Here is an 18451-nt window from a genome sequence, read left to right as displayed (position 1 = left end):
ACGAACACGCCGACCACGAACAGGCCCAACAGGGCGGTCTCCCGGCGGGCCCCCGGTGGCAGCCGGAGGTGGCCACTGACTTTGGTGCCGTCCGACTTCACATACGTGTTGATCCAGGGCACAGCCACATCCCCCTCGGTGGTCGTGTTGCGCCTCCCGGCGCGACCGGCCCATGAAAGCACTTGCCACTGACAACACGTCACCCGAGTTCACCAAGTGTGATCATCTGCTGAACTCGGCCTCGCCCAGGCCGGCTCTCTGGGGGCGCACCCGGGACGCCTCCACGAGACTCTGGGGCGCGCCTGCCGGCCGGGGCCGCTCCCTGCGGTACCCGAGACGGTGGCCGTCGACGTGACCACCCGAGTCTTCGAGGAGGGTCGGGCGGGCGAGGAACTCACGCTTCGCGGGCTCCGGCTCGTGGCGCGGGTCGGGGCACCGTGATCGCCGTGACGATGAGGCCGTCGCGGACCAGCCAGCCGCCGTCGAGGGAGTCGAGGCGGACGCCGTCGACCTCCGGGCCGGGTACCAGGAGCCGGGCGTGGAAGGTGGACCAGGCCGGGTCGACCGTGATCTCCGCGTCCTGGAAGTCGAGCCAGCGTCCGGTCAGCGGGTACCAGACCTTGTACACGCTCTCCTTGGCGCTGAAGAGCAGCCGCTCCCACTCCACCTCGGGGCGGCGGGCGGCGAGTTCGGGCAGCCAGGCGCGCTCGCCCGCGACGGTCACCAGGTCCGCGACGCCCCGGCTGCGCAGCGGCAGGTTGGGTTCGGCGTCGATGCCGAGCGCGGCCACGCGTCCGGCGGGCGCCACCACGGCCGCCCGGTAGCCCTGGCAGTGGGTCATCGCGCCGACGAATCCGGTGGGCCACCGGGGCGCCCCCTTCCGGTCGCGCAGGATCGGCGCGGGGGCCACGCCGAGCTTGCCGAGGGCCTCGCGCGCGCAGCGCCGTACGGTCGCGAACTCCCGTCGGCGTCCGTCCTCGGCGCCCGCGACGAGGAGTTCCTCCTCGGGGTGGAGCTCGGCCAGGGCTCCGGGGTCGTCTCCGAAGGACTCCACGGCGGCCGTGCCCGGGGCCAGCAGTTCCTCGATCATGTGCGCTCCGCGAGGATCCGTACGGCGCCCGCCGGGGCGGTGGCGCGTTGCTTCCATTCCCTCGGATAGCCCAGGGAGACCTCGTGGTGGGGAATCCCGTCCTGGTGGATCAGGCGCGGGATGTGCAGGTGGCCGTAGACCACGGCCACCGCCCGGAAGCGGACGGGCCAGTCCTCGGTGGCCTCGGTTCCGCACCACAGCGCGAACTCGGGGAACCGCAGGACGCGGGTGGGTTCGCGGACCAGCGGATAGTGGTTGACCAGCACGGTCGGCAGGTGGTCCGGGATCTCGGCGAGCCGCGCGGCGGTGTGCGCGACGCGTGCCCGGGACCATGCCTGGCGGCTGGGGTAGGGGTCGGGGTGCAGGTAGAACTCGTCCGTGCAGACGACCCCGGCCCGCTCGGCGATGTCCATGGCCTCCTGCCGGGTGCGGGCTCCGGCGGGCCGGAACGTGTAGTCGTACAGCAGGAAGAGCGGGGCGATCGCGACGGGGCCGCCGGCGCCCTCCCACACCGGGTAGGGGTCCTCGGGGGTGGTGACGCCCAGGCGTCGGCAGATCGCGACGAGGTGGTCGTAGCGGGCCTGGCCGCGCAGTTGGACCGGGTCGGCGGCGGTGGTCCACAGTTCGTGGTTGCCGGGCGCCCAGATCACCTTGGCGAACCGGTCGCTCAGCAGCCGGAGGGTCTCCTCGAAGTCGACGGTGGACTCGCTGACGTCCCCGGCGAGCAGCAGCCAGTCGTGTTCCGTCTCCGGGCGCAGGCCGTCGACGACCTTCTTGTTCTCGTCGTGGCGGACGTGCAGGTCGCTGATGGCCAGCAGCCTGCCGGGGCCGGTCGGCATCAGGCGGCCCCCAACGCGCTCGCGCCGCGGCGGTGGAGTGCGGCGCGGATGACGGCGGCCACTTGCGGGACGCTGTGGTCGAGGTAGAAGTGCCCGCCGGGCAGGATCCGTACGTCGCTGCCTGCGGCGGTGTGCACCCGCCAGGCGGCGGCGTCCTCGACGGGGACGACGGGGTCGCGGTCGCCGACGAGCACGGTGAAGGGCACGTCGAGGGGGCGGCCGGGCTGCCAGGCGTAGGAACCGATGGCCTTGTAGTCGGCGCGCAGGGGCGGCATGACCATCTCCAACAGGTCGGGGTCGTCGAAGACCTTCCCGACCGTCCCGCCGAGCGTGCGGATCATCGCGATCACCTTCTCGTCGGTGTCCAGCCGGTCGCTGGCGCTGCCGAGCGGGGTCGGGGCGAACCGGCCGGACAGGAACAGCCGCTCGGGGGCGGGCAGTCCGCGCCGGTCGAGTTCGCGGGTCAGCTCGTACGCGAGCACGGCGCCCATGCTGTGCCCGAAGAAAGCGTACGGGCGATCGTCGCCCCGGCGGCCGGGCCCGAGGGTCGAGCCGGCGGCGAGTTCGTCGGCGAGCGCGGTGACGAGCCGGCCTATGTCGTCGACGGCGGGTTCCATCCGGCGGTCCTGACGGCCGGGGTACTGCACGGACAGGACGTCGAACTCGGGGGTCAGCTCCTGTGACAGCGCGAGGTAGGCGCTGGCCGCGCCGCCCGCGTGCGGAAAGCAGAACAGGCGCGTGTCGCTGTCGGACGCGGGGCCGAACCGCCGGAACCAGTCATTGGCCATGTCTTCTCTCCTTCAACATCCTGTCGAGTCGACTTCCAGGGTCGGTCGAGCCGGTGGACCGCCGGTCGAGAGGCCTTGGACGGGTACTACAGGCACCCCCACAGCCTGGGCGAACGTCGCGCCGGAGCGGGCGGTGGGCCGTGGGTTACCGCGCCGTGAGACGGCGTGGCGAGACTTCCAACCGTTTCTCGCCACTCCCCACCGAGCTCCCCATCGAGCCTGAGCGGTCCCCTTTCCGCTCTCCTCTCCCCCGCTCCCGCCCTTGGAGGCGCGCCCCATGTCCAGCACGGAAACGGAACCCCGGCAACTGTCCCGGGGTCAGATCGTCGGTCTGGCCGTCGCCAGCATGATTCCCGCGGTGGGTCTGGCCGCGGTGCCCGCCCTGATGTTCGTCTCGGCCGGGAACGGCAGTTGGCTGTCCGCCCTGCTGTCGGCCGCGGTGACCACGTTCGTCGGCCTGTCGGTCGTCACCTTCGCGCGCCGACACGTCGCCAACGGCTCGCTGTACTCCTACCTTTCGCTGGTCTTCGGCCCGTGGGCCCGGCTGGTGGCCGCCGCGGCGCTGCTGCTGGGCTACGCGGCGATGATCGCGGGCATCACGATGGTCATCGGGGTGTACGTCGGCAGCTTCCTGTTGTCGCGGGGGTATGCGGCCGGCCTGGAGGTGCCGGCGCAGCTCGCGGTGTACGCGGTGGCGCTGCTGATCGCGGTGTTGTTCGCGCGGCGCGGCGTCGACCTGTCGGTGAAGGCGGCGGTGGTGTTGATGGCCGTGGCGATCCCGGTGGTCGGGGTGGTCGTGGTGGCCGGCGCGGGCACGACCGGACTGCATCTGGCGGAGCAGTTGTCCTTCGAGGGCGGGTTCTCGTTCAGCGGGGTCTTCCAGGGCATGGCGGCCGGGGCGACGTTCCTGATGGGTTTCGAGAGCTGCGCCGCGCTGGCGCGGGAGACGAAGGATCCCAAGCGGGACGTGCCGTTCGCGGTGCTGGGCATTCCGGTGCTGCTCGGTGTGGTGTACCTGGTGGCGACGGTGCTCCAGGTGCCGGGGCTGTTCGCGGCGGCGGACGACCTGGCGGCGGGCATGTCGCCCGCGGCCGCGCTGGCGTTGAACGCGGGATTGGGCGAGACCTTCGCGAGCGCCACCGACCTGGTGCTGGCGGTGGCGACCTTCGCGGGTCTCATCGGGTTCGTGAACTTCGGGTCGCGGTTCGTGGCGACGCTCTCGGACGACGGTCTGTTGCCGCGCCGGGTGGGGCGCGCGCACCCCGAGCACGGGTCGCCGACCGTCGCCGTGACCGTCCTGGCGGTCATCGGCTTCGCGGTGCTGGCGGTCGCCGTGCTCGCCTATCCGGACTCGCTGCTGTCGGTGTACTCGGCGCTGGCCACGCTGATCGTCTACCTGTGGGTGTTCCCGTACGTGCTGATCTGCGCGGCGCACGTGGTGCTGCTGGTGCGCGAGCGGGCGGTGAAGCCGCTTTCGTACCTGACGGCGGTGCTCGGGGCGACGGCGATGGGCTGGGTGTACCTCAACGGGTGGGTCAACCCGCCCGCCTCGCCGGTGGACGCCATGTCCTACGTGGCGCTGGTGCTGATCGGGGTGACCGTGCCGGCCCTGGCGTGGGCGCGGCGCAGTGCGCTGCGGTCGGCGGGGGAGGCTTCCGGGGCGCGGGAGGTCGGGGAGGTCCGCGCCCCGGCGGCGGAGCGCCTGCCGGACTCGGCGCGCGCCTGACCGCGGCGTGCGGCCCGTGTGGTCCCGGCCGCCGGCCGGGCAGGCCCGAGGCCCCGCCCCACCGTGTGGTGGGGCGGGGCCTCGGGCCGTGCGGGGGTCGATCATGCGCCGCTCAGGCCGTGTTGGCCCAGGTGGGCTGGGCGCCCGCGGCCCAGGACGTGGCCGCGCGGCGGCGGGCCGCGGAGGGCGTCCAGCGGGCCGCGGCCTGCTCCTGTTCCTCCTCGGCCAGCCGGATCGCCTCGGCCGCCCGGGCCCGCATGACCGCCGACAGGGCCACCGCGAGCGCGGCGACCTCCTCGGCGGCGGGTGAGCCGCTGGTGATGCGCCAGGCCTGGGCGGAGAGGAACTGCGACGTGTCCGGCTCGGTGGGGACCGCTCGTACCGCCATCGGGTGTCTCCCTCTACTGGGGCTGGTTGCCGTGCTTGCGGCTGGGCAGGGGGGCGTGCTTGCCGCGCAGTACCGCGAGGGCGCCGATCAGCGCGGCTCGGGTGTCGGCCGGGTCGATGACGTCGTCGACCAGGCCGCGCTCGGCGGCGTAGTACGGGTGCATCAGTTCCTCGCGGTACTCGTCGATGCGCGCCGCGCGGGTGGCCTCGGGGTCGTCGGAGGCGGCGATCTCGCGGCGGAACACCACGTTGGCCGCACCTTCGGCGCCCATCACGGCGATCTCGTTGATCGGCCAGGCGAGCGCGATGTCGGTGCCGATCGAGCGGGAGTCCATGACGATGTACGCGCCGCCGTAGGCCTTGCGCAGGACGAGCGAGATCCGCGGGACGGTCGCGTTGCAGTACGCGTACAGCAGCTTCGCGCCGTGGCGGATGACGCCGTTGTGCTCCTGGTCGACGCCCGGCAGGAAGCCGGGCACGTCGACCAGGCTGACCAGCGGGATGTTGAAGGCGTCGCAGAGTTGGACGAACCGGGCGGCCTTCTCCGACGACTGGATGTCGAGGACGCCGGCCATGTTCTGCGGCTGGTTGGCGACGATGCCGACGACCTGGCCGCCGAGGCGGGTCAGCGCGCAGATGATGTTCGGCGCCCACCGCTCGTGGACCTCGAAGAACTCGCCGTGGTCGGCTATCTCCTCGATGACCTTGTGCATGTCGTACGCCCGGTTGGGGTCGGCCGGCACCAGGTCCAGGAGCGCCTCCGTGCGGCGGTCGGCCGGGTCGTCGGCGACTTCCGCCGGGGGCAGTTCCCGGTTGTTGGAGGGCAGGTAGGAGAGCAGGTGCCGGACGTCCTCCAGGCAGTGCTCCTCGTCGTCGTACGCGAAGTGCGCCACGCCCGAGACGGAGGAGTGCACGTCGGCGCCGCCCAGGGCGTCCTGGGTGATCTGCTCGCCGGTGACCGCGGCGACCACGTCGGGGCCGGTGATGAACATCTGCGAGGTGCCCCGCACCATGAAGACGAAGTCGGTGAGGGCCGGCGAGTAGGCGGCGCCTCCCGCGCACGGGCCCATGATCACGCTGATCTGCGGGATCACACCGGAGTTGCGGACGTTGCGCTGGAAGATGCCGCCGTACCCGGCGAGGGCGGTGACGCCCTCCTGGATGCGGGCGCCCGCGCCGTCGCACAGGCCGATGATCGGCGCCCCGGCCTTCTCGGCGAGGTCCATCAGTTTGTGGATCTTCTGGGCGTGTGCCTCGCCGAGGGCGCCGCCGAAGATGCGGAAGTCGTGGGCGTACGCGAACACGGGTCGGCCGTTCACCTGGCCGTAGCCCGTGACCACGCCGTCGCTGTGCGGCTTCCTGTCCTCCAGGCCGAACCCGGTCGCGCGGTGCCGCCGGAAGGCTTCCACCTCGGTGAACGTGCCCTTGTCGAAGAGGAGTTCCAGGCGGTCGCGGACGGTGAGCTTGCCCTTCTTCCGCTGTGCCTCGGTGGCCTTCTCGCTGGGGCCGGCGATGACCGACTGACGGAGTTCGGCGAGCTCCGCCACCCTCGACCCCATGGTCGCGGCCGGCGGAGGGCCGGTCGGCGCTTCCTCGACGATGCTCATGCTTGATCCTTTCCAGATCCGAGAGGCGTCTCGTCGTCCCGAACAAAACGCGGTAGACCCCTACAGACTGGCCAATACGACTACACAACCACTCAAGCGCGCCAAGCGCCGGACTCGGCGGCCGCCGCGACGTAGTCGGCGAAGTCGCGCGGCTCCCGGCCCAGGGCGCGCCGCACCCCGTCGGAGACCTTCGCCTCGAAGCCCTGCTGGACCGGGTACAGGGCCGCGGCCCAGATCGCGGCGTCGGCGGCCGGCACGCCCTGTGCGCCGAGTTCCGCGATGAAGTCCGGGGTGGAGAGCGGCGTGTAGACGGCCTTGCGGCCGGTCGCCGCCCCGATCAGGTCGAGCACCTCGGGCAGGGACACCGCGCGGGGGCCCGAGAGTTCGTACGTCTGTCCGTCGTGGCCGTCCTCGGTCAGTGCGGCGACGGCCACGGCCGCGATGTCCTCGACGTCGATCCAGGTCGCGGCGCCGTCGCCGGCCGGCAGCCGCAACTCGCCGGACAGGACGCCCTCGTTGAAGAAGCCCTCGTCGAAGTTCTGGGCGAACCAGCCCGGGCGCAGCACCGTCCAGGCGAGGCCGGATTCGCGGACGGCCGCCTCGCCGGCGAGGAAGGCATCGCTGGTGGAGGGGTCCTCGCCGTAGTAGCCGGGGGTGTCGACCCCGCGGGCGGAAAGCAGTACGAGGCGGCGGACGCCGGCGTCGGCGGCGCGCCGGGCGAGCTCGCGGGTGCGCGGTTCGCTGTCGTTCTGGACGATGTACACCCCGGACACGCCGTCGAGGGCCGGGCCCCAGGTGGTCTCGTCGAGCCAGTCGAAGCGGGTTTCGCCCGAGCGCGAGGCCGACCTGACCGGAACTCCGCTTTCCGCGAGCCGGCGCACCACCCGACGGCCGGTCTTTCCGGTGCCGCCGATGACGAGTACGGGATTCTGAACCGAATTCTGAGTCATGGTCCGATGGTAATTCGTGGATTCGTCTCCGACACCGGACGATGACCCGCCGGTGAACGGCCGATGAGTGGAGCCGGGCAGCATCACACTTGCGACCTCATCTGCAGCGGCCGCGCCTGGACAAAAGAATTGGGAGTATCCGAATGACTGCCCTCACGAACAAGACTGCTCTGGTCACCGGTGGCAGCCGGGGCATCGGCCGCGCCATCGCCCAGCGCCTGGGCAAGGAGGGTGCGCTCGTCGCGCTCACCTACTCGAGCGACGAGGCCGCCGCGAAGGAGACGGTGAACTCGATCGAGGCCGCGGGCGGCCGTGCCTTCGCCTTCCGCTCCGCGCTCGGTGTCGCCGGTGACGCCGACGCCCTGTGGGCCGCCTTCGACGAGCAGATCGGCGCGCACTCCGACACCGCGGGCCTGGACATCCTGGTGAACAACGCGGGGATCGCGGGCCCGGGTCTGATCCACGAGGTGTCCGAGGCCGACTACGACAAGGTCTTCGCCATCAACGCCAAGGCCCCCTTCTTCATCATCCAGAAGGGCCTGGACCGCCTGCGCGACGGCGGCCGCATCATCAACATCTCCTCCGGCGTCACCAAGGTCGCCTTCCCCGGCATGACCTCCTACGCCGCCAGCAAGGGCGCCATCGAGGTCCTCACCCTCACCCTCGCCCAGACCCTCGGCAGCCGCCAGATCACCGTCAACGCCGTCTCCCCCGGCACCATCGAAACCGACATCCACCCCTGGATGGCCATCCCCGAGGCCAAGGCCCAGGCCGCCGCCTTCTCGGTCTTCAACCGCGTCGGACAGCCGGGCGACGTCGCCGACGTCGTCTCCTTCCTCGCCTCCGACGACGCCCGCTGGGTCACCGGCCAGAACATCGACGTCAGCGGCGGATCCGGCCTCGGCATCTGATCCATCCCCCACACCCGACGTCATGTCGGACGTCGGGTTTCGGTCCCCACGCCGATCGGTCTTCCGTCCGCACACGGAGAACCCGGACGCCGCCGCCTCCACCGCACAGGGGGGCGGCGGCGTCCGTCGTGCGCCCGGTTCCGCCGGCGCGCCGGCGGTCACCCGGTCACGGTCACGGGCACGCGCTCGCGCTCGCGCGCCGAAAGCCCCCGGCCCGAGGGGTTCTCCCTCGGGCCGGGGGCCCGGTCGGTACGCCGGCTCCGTGGATCAGGGCAGTCTGATCGACAGGGTGTGGCGGAACACGTCCCGCGGGTCCCACTGGTTCTTCGCCGCCTGAAGGCGGCAGTAGCCGTCCTTGAAGTACAGGTGGTGCCAGGCGATCCCCGAGGTGTTCAGGGTCGAGTCGGCCAGGTCGGCGTCGGCGTAGTTGATGAACGCGCCGTCGTTGACCACGCCCGGGCGGGGGACACCGCCGGTCGCGGCGTGGACGTCGCGGTAGAACTCCCGGATCCAGGCGAGGTTCGCGGCGTCCTCGGCCGGGGTGGCCCAGAGGTTGACGAACAGCATCTTGATGATCGAGTCGCGCTGTGCGGTGGCGGTCGCCGAGGTGGCCGGTACGTTGGCCGCGGCGCCGTAACCGGCGATCTCCACGAGAGCCGCGGAGTTGGTGTAGTCGTTGCGCGTGAGGTGCTTGTAGAACGCCTTGATCTGCGCGGCGGGCATGGTCTTGCGCAGGTAGGAGGACTTGGCCTTGAAGCGGCCCTTGCCCTCGAAGCCGGAGCCGCCGAGACCCGGCCAGTGCAGGACGTTGTACAGCCAGTCGACGCGCCGGCGGGTGTCCACCCGATACGTCAGGCCCGTGCCGGCGACGATCGCGGCGAGGTAGTCGTCGAGGAGCTGGTCGGCGTTGGGCAGGGCCGAGTCGATCTGCGAGCTCATCAGGAACTCGCCGGCCAGCTTGTGCCGCGGCTTGATCGCGCTGAAGAGCTTGGCGTACGGGGAGGTGGCCGAGGAGTTGTCCTCGTGCCACTTCGTGAAGTTGTGCAGGAGCCGGGTGAACGCGGCCTCGGTCATGCCGGTCCAGGAGAAGGCGACCTCGGAGATGATCAGCTCGCGCGGCGCCTTGGGCAGGAACAGGGCCGGGTCGGTGGACGTGGTGTTGGGGCTGCGGAACCAGTAGCGGGTGACGATGCCGTAGTTGCCGCCGCCCGCTCCGGTGTGCGCCCACCACAGTTCGCGGTTCGGGTCGTTCGCGTCGCGGGTGGCCACGACCTTGCGGGCGACGCCCGCGCTGTCCACGTGCACGACCTCGACGGCGTACAGGTGGTCGACGGTGACTCCGTGGGAACGGGCCAGCGGACCGTACCCGCCGCCCGGTATGTGACCGCCGACGGAAACCGTCGGGCAGGTGCCACCGGGGATGGTGACGCCCCAGGTGTTGTAGAGGGTCTCGTACACGCTGCCGAGCTGGGCGCCGGCCTCGACCGCGACGGCGCGACGGCTCGCGTCGTGGGCCACGCCGGTCATCGCCGAGATGTCGATGAGGACGCGGATGTTGGCGTTGCTCGTGAAGTCCTCGTAGCAGTGGCCACCGCTGCGGACGGCGAACCGGACCCCGCGGTCGAGGGTCTCCTGCACCGCCTGGACCACCTGGTCCGCCGTGCTCGCGACCAGCACGTAGTCGGGGGTGCCGACCCAGCGGCCGTTGGCCCCCGCGACCAGGCTCGCGTAGCGCGGGTCGGACGGCGCCACCGTGACCAGGGAGGTCGTGGCGATGCCGGCGGCGGCCGTCGGCTCGGCGGCGAACGCCTCACCCGCCCAGCCGCCCAGTGCGGGCAGAGCCAGGGCTGCGCCGCCGGCGGCCGCAGTGTGTCTCATGAACACCCGGCGGGAAACTCCGGTCATTAGCGTGTACCTCCACGAAGAAATGGTTCTGGAGTTACGGAACTCGACGTCACGCCGCACACCGGGTGGAGGCGGGGTGGAGTCAATGGCCGTCAATCCCTTTGAAACGCAGATTATCGGCCAGATTCCATCGTGAAGTAATCCGTCACCAATTCCGCTTGTGGAGGTCCGATTCAATTGGTAAGGGCATCGAAAACACGGGGATGAAATGCCCGGTCCGGGGTCGGGCGGCGTCAGACCGCCCAGACCCCGGTGGTGGCCGGCCCGCGTTCGCGCAAGACCCCCAGCGACCCGCCGAGCGGGACCTCCAGTGCCTCGCGGGTGGCCTCGCAGAGCTGGATCTCACCGGCGGGCGAGAGTTCCAGCAGGCACTGGCAGGTGTCCAGCAGCGCGCCGTTGACGGAGGGCGCGGCGGAGGGGTCGTCGGGGCGGTAGCGCACCAGCGCGTTGCCGGTCGCGACGGCGGCGTGCAGGGTCAGCCCGTGCCAGGGCGAGGGGTTCGGGCCGCCGTCGGTGGCCGGATCGGTGAGCCGGTCACGGATGGCCGCCGCCGCGCGGACCGCTCGCAGGGCGCTGTCCTCGTCGCCGCCCGCGCGGAAGAGGCCGAGGGAGACGGCGCCGATCGAGGTGACGGCGTCGCCTCCGAAGCGCTCGATGCGGCGGCGGGCGATCGCGTTGACGCTCTCGAACATCTCGTCCATGAACTCCGGTGCACCGCCCGGTCGTTCGGCGGTGATCCGGGTCTGCACGAGGAGCACGCTGATGCGGCGGCGCTCGGTCACCACGGCCCGGGACAGGGGCTGGGGCACGGGCTGCGACCGTCTGACCGACCCGGCGCGGGGCGCGCCCGGGCGCTCGGCCAGCAGGAGGCCGCGGGGGTGGGTGGGCACGGCGGCCAGCATCCGCCGCCGGTCGTCGCGGCGGTCCTCGCGCGGGTCCGCGTACCGCTGCTCGTACCGCTCTTCGTACAGCTCCTCGCGAAGGTCGTCCCGGCGGTCCTCGCGAGGGTCCTCGCGCAAGTCGTCGCGGCGGTCCTCGTGAAGGTCGTCGTCGCGGTCGTCGTCGCGGTCGTCGCGGAGGTCCTCGCGGAGGCCCTCGTGCCGGTCCTCGCGCAGGCTCCCGGACCGGTCGTCCCGGCGTTCCTCACGGTGGTCCCGGTCCTCGTGCCGCTGCTCGCGGCGCTCCTCCCCGGGGCCCGTCCGGCGGCCGGCGGGGCGGGCCTCCCGCACGTCCTCGCGCCGGCGCACCTGCCCCCCGGGGACGCCGACCGGGGCCGAGCCGCCGAGGACGACCGCCGCAGGGGCGAGGTTCAACGTCGGGTCGTGGGCCAGGATCGCCTGCTGGAGGCGGCGCAGCTCGTGGCCCGGTTCGAGGCCGAGGTCCTCCACGAGGGTGACGCGGATGCGGTTGTAGACGCCGAGCGCGTCGGCCTGCCGCCCGCAGCGGTAGAGCGCCAGCATCAGCTGTCCGGAGGCGCGCTCGCGCAGCGGCTCCGCCTCGACGGTGGTCTCCAACTCGCCGAGGACGGCGTAGTGCTGGCCGCAGCGCAGCTTCGCCTCGAAGTAGTCCTCCAGGACGTCGAGGCGGGTGTTCTGCACGGCGGTGAGTTCCGGCCACATGGTGCCGGTCTCGACCAGGTCCGACAGGACCGGGCCGCGCCACAACTCCAGTGCCTCGCAGAACCGGTTGGCGGCCTCGTGCGGGGAGCCGCCGGAGAGCAGGGCACGGCCCTGGCGCACGCGCCGGCGGAAGAGGTGGAGGTCCACGTGGTCGGGATCGACGCGGATCATGTAGCCGGGCGCCCGGGTGACGAGCTCGGCGGGCGCCCCGTCGAAGCCGGGGTCGCACTGGTTCAACATGCCGCGCAGTCCCCACACGGCGTTCTGAAGGATCTTCCGCGCCGTGACCGGAGCATTGTCGGTGCTCCAGAGCGCGGCGAGGAGTTGGCTGGTGGGAACGACCTGGTTGGCCTGCAACAGCAGATATCCCAGTGTGGCGCGCGGCTTGGTGCCGCCGAGCGGTACCGGCTGGTCAGCGGACATCACTTCCAGCGGACCCAACATCCGAAAGCGCATATCTCCCCCGGTCCTGCGGCTGATAGCTCATGCTCACTCGACCGGAAGATTACAAACCAGCACGCCGGTTTGTCAAAAGGTTAGATGAGTACACCGGAGCACACAGAAGGATGATTCCGACCCCTCTCCGAGGGTCCTCAACTTCGGTAAAACAAAAGGCCAGAGGGCCCGGGAGGGGGGATCCCGGGCCCTCTGGCGGTGGGGCGGCCACAGGGGGTCAGTCGCTACACGAGCGACTCGCTCTTCGGCCACTCAAGGGGTTTGCGACTGAATCTCAACCCCTAAACAGCACAAGCGGTCTGATTTTGATCAGCCGATCGGTGCGAGGCTCGCGCCATCCGTGTCCCGGATGATCACGCACACGTCGCGGAGCGCCTCTTCCAGCCGGCCGATCTCCTCGTCCGTCAGGTACACCGACGGCTCGAACCGCAGGGTGTTGACGGCGCTGGAGGTGGGGAACGTCCGGATCCGGTGCGCGCGGAGCATGTGCCCGGCGACGAAGTAGCCGAAGAACCCGCTCTGGGCCACCGCCTTGAGCGGCTCGGCGGCGGAGCCCGACTGGTCGTGGAACTCCAGCCCCAGCATCAGGCCGCGGCCGCGCACGTCCTTGACCGTCTCGGGGAAGTCGTCCCGGACCGAGCGGAGCATGGCGAGCAGCCGCTCGCCGCGCTCGGCCGCGCGCCGGTAGACCTCGCCGTCGTCGGCCTCCATCAGTTCGAGCACCTTGAGGGCGATCAGACAGGAGAAGCTGTCCTTGGCGAACGTGGAGCTGTGCGCCAGCTCGAACTGGCCGCGGTAGAGCGGCTTGCGCACGAGCATGACGGCGGCCTTGGCGATGCCGCCGCCCAGGCTCTTGGCGAGGGTGTAGTAGTCGCCGCGCAGCCCGAGGTGGGTGGCCGCGAGGAAGCTGCCGGTGCGGCCCATGCCGGTCTGCACCTCGTCGATGACGATCGGGATCCCGGTCTCCGCGCAGACCTCCTGGATCTCGTCGGCGAACTCCCGGCTCAGCTCGTGGATGCCGCCCTCGCCCAGGACGGGCTCCAGGACGAAGGCCACGAAGAGCGGGAAGTCCCGCTCCACGACCTGTACCTGGCCGCCCTCGACGACGAGGTCGAGCAGGTGGGCGCGCTCCTCGTCGATGATCTTGCGGATCGTGCCGGGCCGGTCGCGCGGCACGAACCGGGACTGCGCGGCCAGCGCCTTGAACGGCAGCCGGTACCCCTCGTTGTGGGTGAGCTGCACGCTGCCGGCGAGCTTGCCGTGGAAGCCGCCCTCGGGGACGAGGAAGAGCGGGCTGCGCCCGCGCTGGGCCTCGTTGCGGGCGAGGACGTCGGTGACCAGGTCCTCGAAGGACTCGGCGACGGCGGCCGGGACGCTCGCGGCGCCGGCCTCGACCTGTCCGCGCACGTCGGCCACGTGGGCGGCGATCTCATCGGTGAGCGCGGTCAGGCGCAGGCCCCGGTCGAGTTCGGCGTGCTTGATGGCGGCCTCGACGGCCTCCGCCCCGCTGTTGGCGAAGATGGCGTAGTACTGCTCGTCGTCCCCGCGTTCGCGCTGGACGATCCGGTTGAGGACCTCGGCGACGTCGTTGGCGTACGGGTGCCGCGAGAACTGCGCGTGGACGGGCGTCTGCGCGTCCAGCAGTTCCTTGGCGTACGCGTTGATCCCGGGGTGGTTGTGCCCCAGCATCAGCGAGCCGTAGCCGCCGACGTAGTCCAGGACGGGGATCTCCCGGCCGTCCTCGTCGCGCAGGTAAAGGGTGTTGCCCTCGCCGCGCACGTACTCGGCGTCCAGACCTCCCGAGGCGAGCACCCCCAACAGGAAGGGTTCCGCGTACTCGGTCGTGGCCGTGGTGGGTTCGGCGGTCATGTCATCCCCTTCAGGCACGGGTGGTGGACTCTTCGCGGACCGCGGCGGCCGGCTGCGTGCCGGGCTCCGACTCCGCCGTCCCGACCTGCTCCGGCTCGGCCGGGGCCTCGGCGGCGGGTGCGCCGATCGCGGGGATGTGGCGCAGCAGGACGAGGACGATGACGCCCGTGACGACGGCCAGTCCGGCGCTGACCCAGGCGGTGGCCTGGAATCCGGAGGTGAACGCGTCGCGCGCGGCGGCCACCAACTGGGCCCCGAGGTCGGCGGGGAGGGAGGCGGCGGCGTCGGTGGCTCCGCCGACGGTGTCCCGGGCGGCCGCCGCGGCCTCGGCGGGGATCCCGGCCGGGGTGTTGTCGTCTACCGCGCCGCGGTAGACGGCGACGGCGATGGAACCGGTCACCGCGATGCCCAGGGCGAGCCCGAGGTCATAGGCGGTCTGCCCGGTGGCGGCGGCGGAACCGGCCTTCTCCGGCGGGGCCGCGCCGGCGGCCAGGGAGGTGCCGAGGACGCTGATCGGGGCGACACCGAACATGATCACGGCGAGGCCGAGGGCGGCGGGCACGATGCCGTCCTTGTCGGGGCCCGCGATCCCGGTCAGCCAGAAGCCGGCCAGGGTGACGACCAGACCCGCGGTGATGACGAAGGCGGGCCGGATCCGCTTGGCGAACACCGGGGTGAGCTGCGAGCCCAGGATCAGACCGGCGGCTCCGGGGAGCAGCCAGACACCGGCGGCCAGCGGGCTGAGTTCACCGGCGACCAGCAGGTACTGCGGGACGAGGTACTCGACGCCGTTGAGCGCCATCATGCCGAACAGCAGGGTGAGCAGCGCACCGGTGAAGGCGCGGGTCCGGAACAGCCGCATGTCCAGCAGCGGGGTCTCCAGCGCGTTCTGCCGGCGGACGAAGACCACGGTGAAGGCGGCGCCGATCAGCAGGGCGGCCAGGTTGCCCAGGCTCCAGCCGATCTCGGCGAACTTCTTGACGGCGTAGACGATCGGAAGGATCGCCGCCAGGAACAGCACCACGCTGGCGAGGTCGATCCGGCCGGCGTTCGGGTCCTTGTACTCGGGCAGCAACGCCGGCGCGAGCAGCAGGGGAACGAGCATGACCGGGACGCCCATCAGGAAGACGGACCCCCACCACCAGGAGTCGAGCAGCACGCCGCCAATGACGGGGCCGACGGCGATACCGACGGAGAGCGCGGTGACCCAGGTGGCGATGGCGGTGGCCCGCTGCCGGTCGTCCTTGAACATGTGGATGATCAGCGAGAGCGTCGACGGGAGCACGGCGGCGCCGGCCACGCCGAGCAGCGCGCGCGCCACGATCAGCATTTCCGGGCTGGTCGCGTACGCCGCGAGCAGCGAGGAGACGATCACGCCGAGCGAGCCCAGGATCAGGAGCTTGCGGCGGCCGATCCGGTCACCGAGGGTTCCCATGACGACAAGGAATCCGCAGGTCAGGAACCCGTAGATGTCCGTGGTCCACAGCAGCTGCGAGCTGGTGGGCCGCAGGTCGGCCGTCACGTAGGGGGTGGCCAGCCACAGCACGCCCAGGTCGGCCGTCATCAGTGTCACCGGCAGCAGCAGGACCAGCAGTCCGAACCACTCCCGCGGCCCGGCCCGCAACTCCACCGCGGGGGCGGCGGTGTTCGAAGTCATGGTTGTCCCTTCATCAGTTTTCTGTCGGTGTTGCCGGGGGGACCGTGCGGACCCGCCGGATGATCTCGGCGGCGACCGTGTCGGGGTCCTGTTGCGGCTGCCAGTGGGAGGTCTTCTCCAGCGTCACCAGCCGGTAGGGGCCGGTGACGTGCTCCGCGGTCCTCTCGACGGCGAGTTCGCTGACGGCCGTGTCGGTGCGGCTGTAGACGAAGGTCGTCGGGACGGTGACCGGGCCGAAGGCGAGGTCCTCGCCGAGCAGGTTGTTGGCGCGGTACCAGTTCAGGGCCGCGTCCAGCACGCCGGGAGCGGTGTGGGTGGTGACGTACCGGGCGATCTGGGCGTCGGTCAGGACGCCCTCGCCGACCTGGTTGAACCAGCCGTGCAGTTCGACGGCGTCGTTGGCCAGGAAGTGGTCGGCGGCGCCGGCGGAGACGAGGAACTCCACGTACTGGGAGCTGTGTTGCTGCTCCTCGTCGACCCGGTAGGCGTGCTGGTACGCGTCGAGGTGCGGGATGGCGAGCGCGGTGAGCGTGCGCACCCGCTCGGGCCGGCGCGCCGCCAGGTACCAGGCCACGGCCGCGCCCCAGTCGTGACCGACGACGTGGGCGCCGGCGACGCCGAGCGCGTCGAGGATGCCGAGCGCGTCGGCGGCGAGGTGTTCGAGACGGTACGCGTCGACCTCGGTCGGGCGCGCGCCGTCGGAGTAGCCCCGCTGGTCGGGGGCGATGGTGCGCAGCCCGGCGGCGTGCAGCAGGGGCGCGGTCTCGGTCCAGGACTCCTTGTTGTGGGGGAAGCCGTGGAGCAGCAGGACCGGTTCGCCGTCGGCGGGGCCGTCGACGGCCACGTCGAAGGTCAGGTCGTTCAGGGTGATCCTCATGACTACTCCTGGACCGCGGCGATCGCGGCCTCGATCTCCGGGTCGTGCAGGACGGCCGGGGAGTCGACGAGGCCGATGACCCGGGAGTACGCGCGGGCCACGGCGTCGTCGCGGGACGCGGCCTCCTGGACCTGGGCGATGAAGGCGTGCGCCAGCTGGACCTCCTCGGTCCGCTCGCCCTCGACCTCGGGGAAGCTGAGGTCGGCGCCGACGGCCATCTCCCAGCAGCCGTCGACGGCGTCGGCGGCGAGGTCCTTGAAGTACGCGATCGGGTCGGGCCGCCGGGACTCGGCGGTGTGCCGGCGCAGTACGAGCGAGCCGAGCGCGGAGACGGTCATGCCCTGCGCGTAGCTGGGGTTGAAGCTGCAGACGGCGTCGCCGATGACCAGCAGGCCGGCCGGGAAGTCGGTCAGGCGCTGGTAGTGGCGGCGCAGGTTGGTCGGGAACTTGTACGCGACGGGCTCGTCCAGCGGCTCGGATACCTTGAGCACCTCGTGGATGTCGGGCGCGGCCAGCGACTCGATGAAAGCGTGGAAGCCCTCGGGGGTGGTGGCCGGGTGGTCGCCGAGGATGCCGTAGGCGGTGACGATGGAACGGCCGCCGTCGATCTTCTGGCAGATCGCGCCGCGCGGGACGCCCGCGGAGGCGACGGTGTTGATGGAGATGTTGCCCTCGAAGGCCTCGTCCGGGACCCGGTAGTAGCGGGTGGTGTAGCCGAGGCCGATCTTGTGCTTCTCCTCCTCGACGGCGTCGAAGCCGAACTCCTGGAGCCAGACGGAGGTGCGCGAACCGCGGCCGGTGGCGTCCACGACCAGGTCGGCCTGCACCACCTCCTCGACGCCGTCGCGGCGCACGACGACACCGGTGACCTCTCGGCGATCCTCGCTGGTGACCAGGCGGAGGATGTCGGCCTGCTCCAGGAAGGTCACCTCGGGGAGCGCGAGCACGCGTTCGCGTATGTGGCGCTCCAGGAAGGGACGGCTGGAGGTGAGGGCGAACAGGCCGGAGTGGACCTGCCGCAGGCGCTTGCCGTTGATGATCCAGCGGACGTCGTCGGCCACGTCGCCGAGCTGCGCGCCGGCAGCCTTCATGTCCTCGGTGATGCCGGGGAAGTACTCCTCGACGATCTGCTGGCCGCGGGCGAGCAGACCGTGCAGGTGGTGGCCCTGCGGCAGGCCCCGGCGGAGTTCGTTCGGTCCCGTCAGCTCGTCGCGGTCCACGACGAGCACCTCCGCGAAGTTCTCGGAGAGGGCGCGGGCGGAGAAGAGTCCCGCCATGCTCCCGCCGAGGACGACCGCGCGACCTCCGCGTGCGTTTTCGGCGGATCCGGGGTTGGCCCCTTGGGAAGATGCAGCACTCACAGCGATCAGCTCTCCTTGAATTCGCACGTCACTACAGCGCAGCTGGAGCTCACCGGATCGAGTACGTCCGAATGAAGCGCGTGAGCCCGCATTCACGGTAGCCAGGTGCGTTCCACCGGCCGCTCACTGTGTGGCAATGGCGGGGTCACCAGCCGTTCCAGCGGCCCTGGTTACCAGGCCATGACTGTCCACGAGGTCGTTTTCACTAGCCTGTGAATCCAGGCGCATCGAACCCGGGGCGTATTCCTCCGGGCACGTCGAATCGGGGAACGTCGAAATCCGGCGCATCGAATCCGGGCACGTGGAGCCGGGGGTGTGTGAGGCCGAGACATGAATCCGGGCACGTGAATCCGGGCGCATTCGATCCGGGCGCATTTCCTCCGGGCGCGTTGAATCCAAGAAGGGGCAG

At 71.3% G+C, this 18451-nt stretch carries 14 protein-coding genes; 2 read left to right on the top strand and 12 right to left on the bottom strand.

Features of this window, described 5'->3' with window-relative positions:
• Positions 1–394: 394 nt before the first annotated feature.
• The 3 genes from OTB19_RS09825 to OTB19_RS09815 are packed head-to-tail and all read right to left on the bottom strand — an operon-like array spanning position 395 to position 2717.
• Entirely contained in the window at positions 395–1090 is a 696-nt protein-coding gene (locus tag OTB19_RS09825; RefSeq protein WP_267797660.1) for a 4'-phosphopantetheinyl transferase family protein, read from the bottom strand.
• Positions 1087–1929, bottom strand: a complete 843-nt coding sequence (locus tag OTB19_RS09820) for a metallophosphoesterase family protein (RefSeq protein ID WP_267797659.1) — start codon at positions 1927–1929, stop codon at positions 1087–1089. The genes OTB19_RS09825 and OTB19_RS09820 overlap by 4 nt, the downstream gene beginning before the upstream one ends.
• Positions 1929–2717, bottom strand: a complete 789-nt coding sequence (locus tag OTB19_RS09815) for a thioesterase II family protein (protein WP_267797658.1) — start codon at positions 2715–2717, stop codon at positions 1929–1931. The genes OTB19_RS09820 and OTB19_RS09815 overlap by 1 nt, the downstream gene beginning before the upstream one ends.
• A gap of 277 nt (positions 2718–2994) precedes the next feature.
• Here OTB19_RS09815 and OTB19_RS09810 point away from each other — a divergent pair, with 277 nt between their 5' ends.
• Positions 2995–4443 carry an APC family permease gene (locus tag OTB19_RS09810; protein ID WP_267797657.1) on the top strand — a complete coding sequence of 483 codons (1449 nt, stop codon included), beginning with the start codon at positions 2995–2997 and terminating at the stop codon, positions 4441–4443.
• 112 nt (positions 4444–4555) lie between these two features.
• Here the strand turns inward: OTB19_RS09810 and OTB19_RS09805 are convergent, their stop codons facing one another.
• The 3 genes from OTB19_RS09805 to OTB19_RS09795 form a co-directional block, all read right to left on the bottom strand.
• Positions 4556–4831, bottom strand: coding sequence for a hypothetical protein (locus OTB19_RS09805; protein ID WP_267797656.1), 276 nt, complete (start codon positions 4829–4831; stop codon positions 4556–4558).
• A gap of 13 nt (positions 4832–4844) precedes the next feature.
• Complete coding sequence (locus OTB19_RS09800) at positions 4845–6437, bottom strand: acyl-CoA carboxylase subunit beta (RefSeq protein ID WP_267797655.1); 1593 nt, start codon at positions 6435–6437, stop codon at positions 4845–4847.
• A gap of 92 nt (positions 6438–6529) precedes the next feature.
• Positions 6530–7387: an NAD(P)H-binding protein gene (locus OTB19_RS09795; RefSeq protein ID WP_267797654.1), complete on the bottom strand. Its 858-nt coding sequence runs from the start codon at positions 7385–7387 to the stop codon at positions 6530–6532.
• Between the two features lie 143 nt (positions 7388–7530).
• Here OTB19_RS09795 and OTB19_RS09790 point away from each other — a divergent pair, with 143 nt between their 5' ends.
• On the top strand, positions 7531–8298 hold the full coding sequence (locus OTB19_RS09790) for an SDR family oxidoreductase (RefSeq protein ID WP_267797653.1): 768 nt from the start codon (positions 7531–7533) through the stop codon (positions 8296–8298).
• Positions 8299–8565: 267 nt separating this feature from the next.
• Here the strand turns inward: OTB19_RS09790 and OTB19_RS09785 are convergent, their stop codons facing one another.
• The 6 genes from OTB19_RS09785 to OTB19_RS09760 form a co-directional block, all read right to left on the bottom strand.
• Positions 8566–10203: an FAD-dependent oxidoreductase gene (locus OTB19_RS09785; RefSeq protein ID WP_267797652.1), complete on the bottom strand. Its 1638-nt coding sequence runs from the start codon at positions 10201–10203 to the stop codon at positions 8566–8568.
• Between the two features lie 233 nt (positions 10204–10436).
• Complete coding sequence (locus OTB19_RS09780) at positions 10437–12245, bottom strand: AfsR/SARP family transcriptional regulator (protein ID WP_267797651.1); 1809 nt, start codon at positions 12243–12245, stop codon at positions 10437–10439.
• Between the two features lie 342 nt (positions 12246–12587).
• Positions 12588–14147 (bottom strand): aspartate aminotransferase family protein, encoded by a 1560-nt coding sequence (locus tag OTB19_RS09775; protein WP_267797650.1) that lies wholly within the window; start codon positions 14145–14147, stop codon positions 12588–12590.
• Between the two features lie 10 nt (positions 14148–14157).
• The gene (locus OTB19_RS09770) at positions 14158–15804 is read right to left on the bottom strand and encodes an MFS transporter (RefSeq protein WP_267797649.1); all 1647 of its coding nucleotides are present in this window, start codon (positions 15802–15804) and stop codon (positions 14158–14160) included.
• Between the two features lie 13 nt (positions 15805–15817).
• The gene (locus OTB19_RS09765; protein WP_267797648.1) at positions 15818–16681 is read right to left on the bottom strand and encodes an alpha/beta fold hydrolase; all 864 of its coding nucleotides are present in this window, start codon (positions 16679–16681) and stop codon (positions 15818–15820) included.
• A gap of 2 nt (positions 16682–16683) precedes the next feature.
• Positions 16684–18042, bottom strand: coding sequence for an FAD-dependent oxidoreductase (locus tag OTB19_RS09760; protein WP_267797647.1), 1359 nt, complete (start codon positions 18040–18042; stop codon positions 16684–16686).
• Between the last annotated feature and the right edge of the window lie 409 nt (positions 18043–18451).

Source organism: Streptomyces sp. H27-H5, assembly GCF_026627505.1.
Classification (GTDB): domain Bacteria; phylum Actinomycetota; class Actinomycetes; order Streptomycetales; family Streptomycetaceae; genus Streptomyces.
The sequence above is the reverse complement of the archived record's forward strand: the minus strand, read 5'-3'. Positions and strand labels throughout refer to the sequence as shown.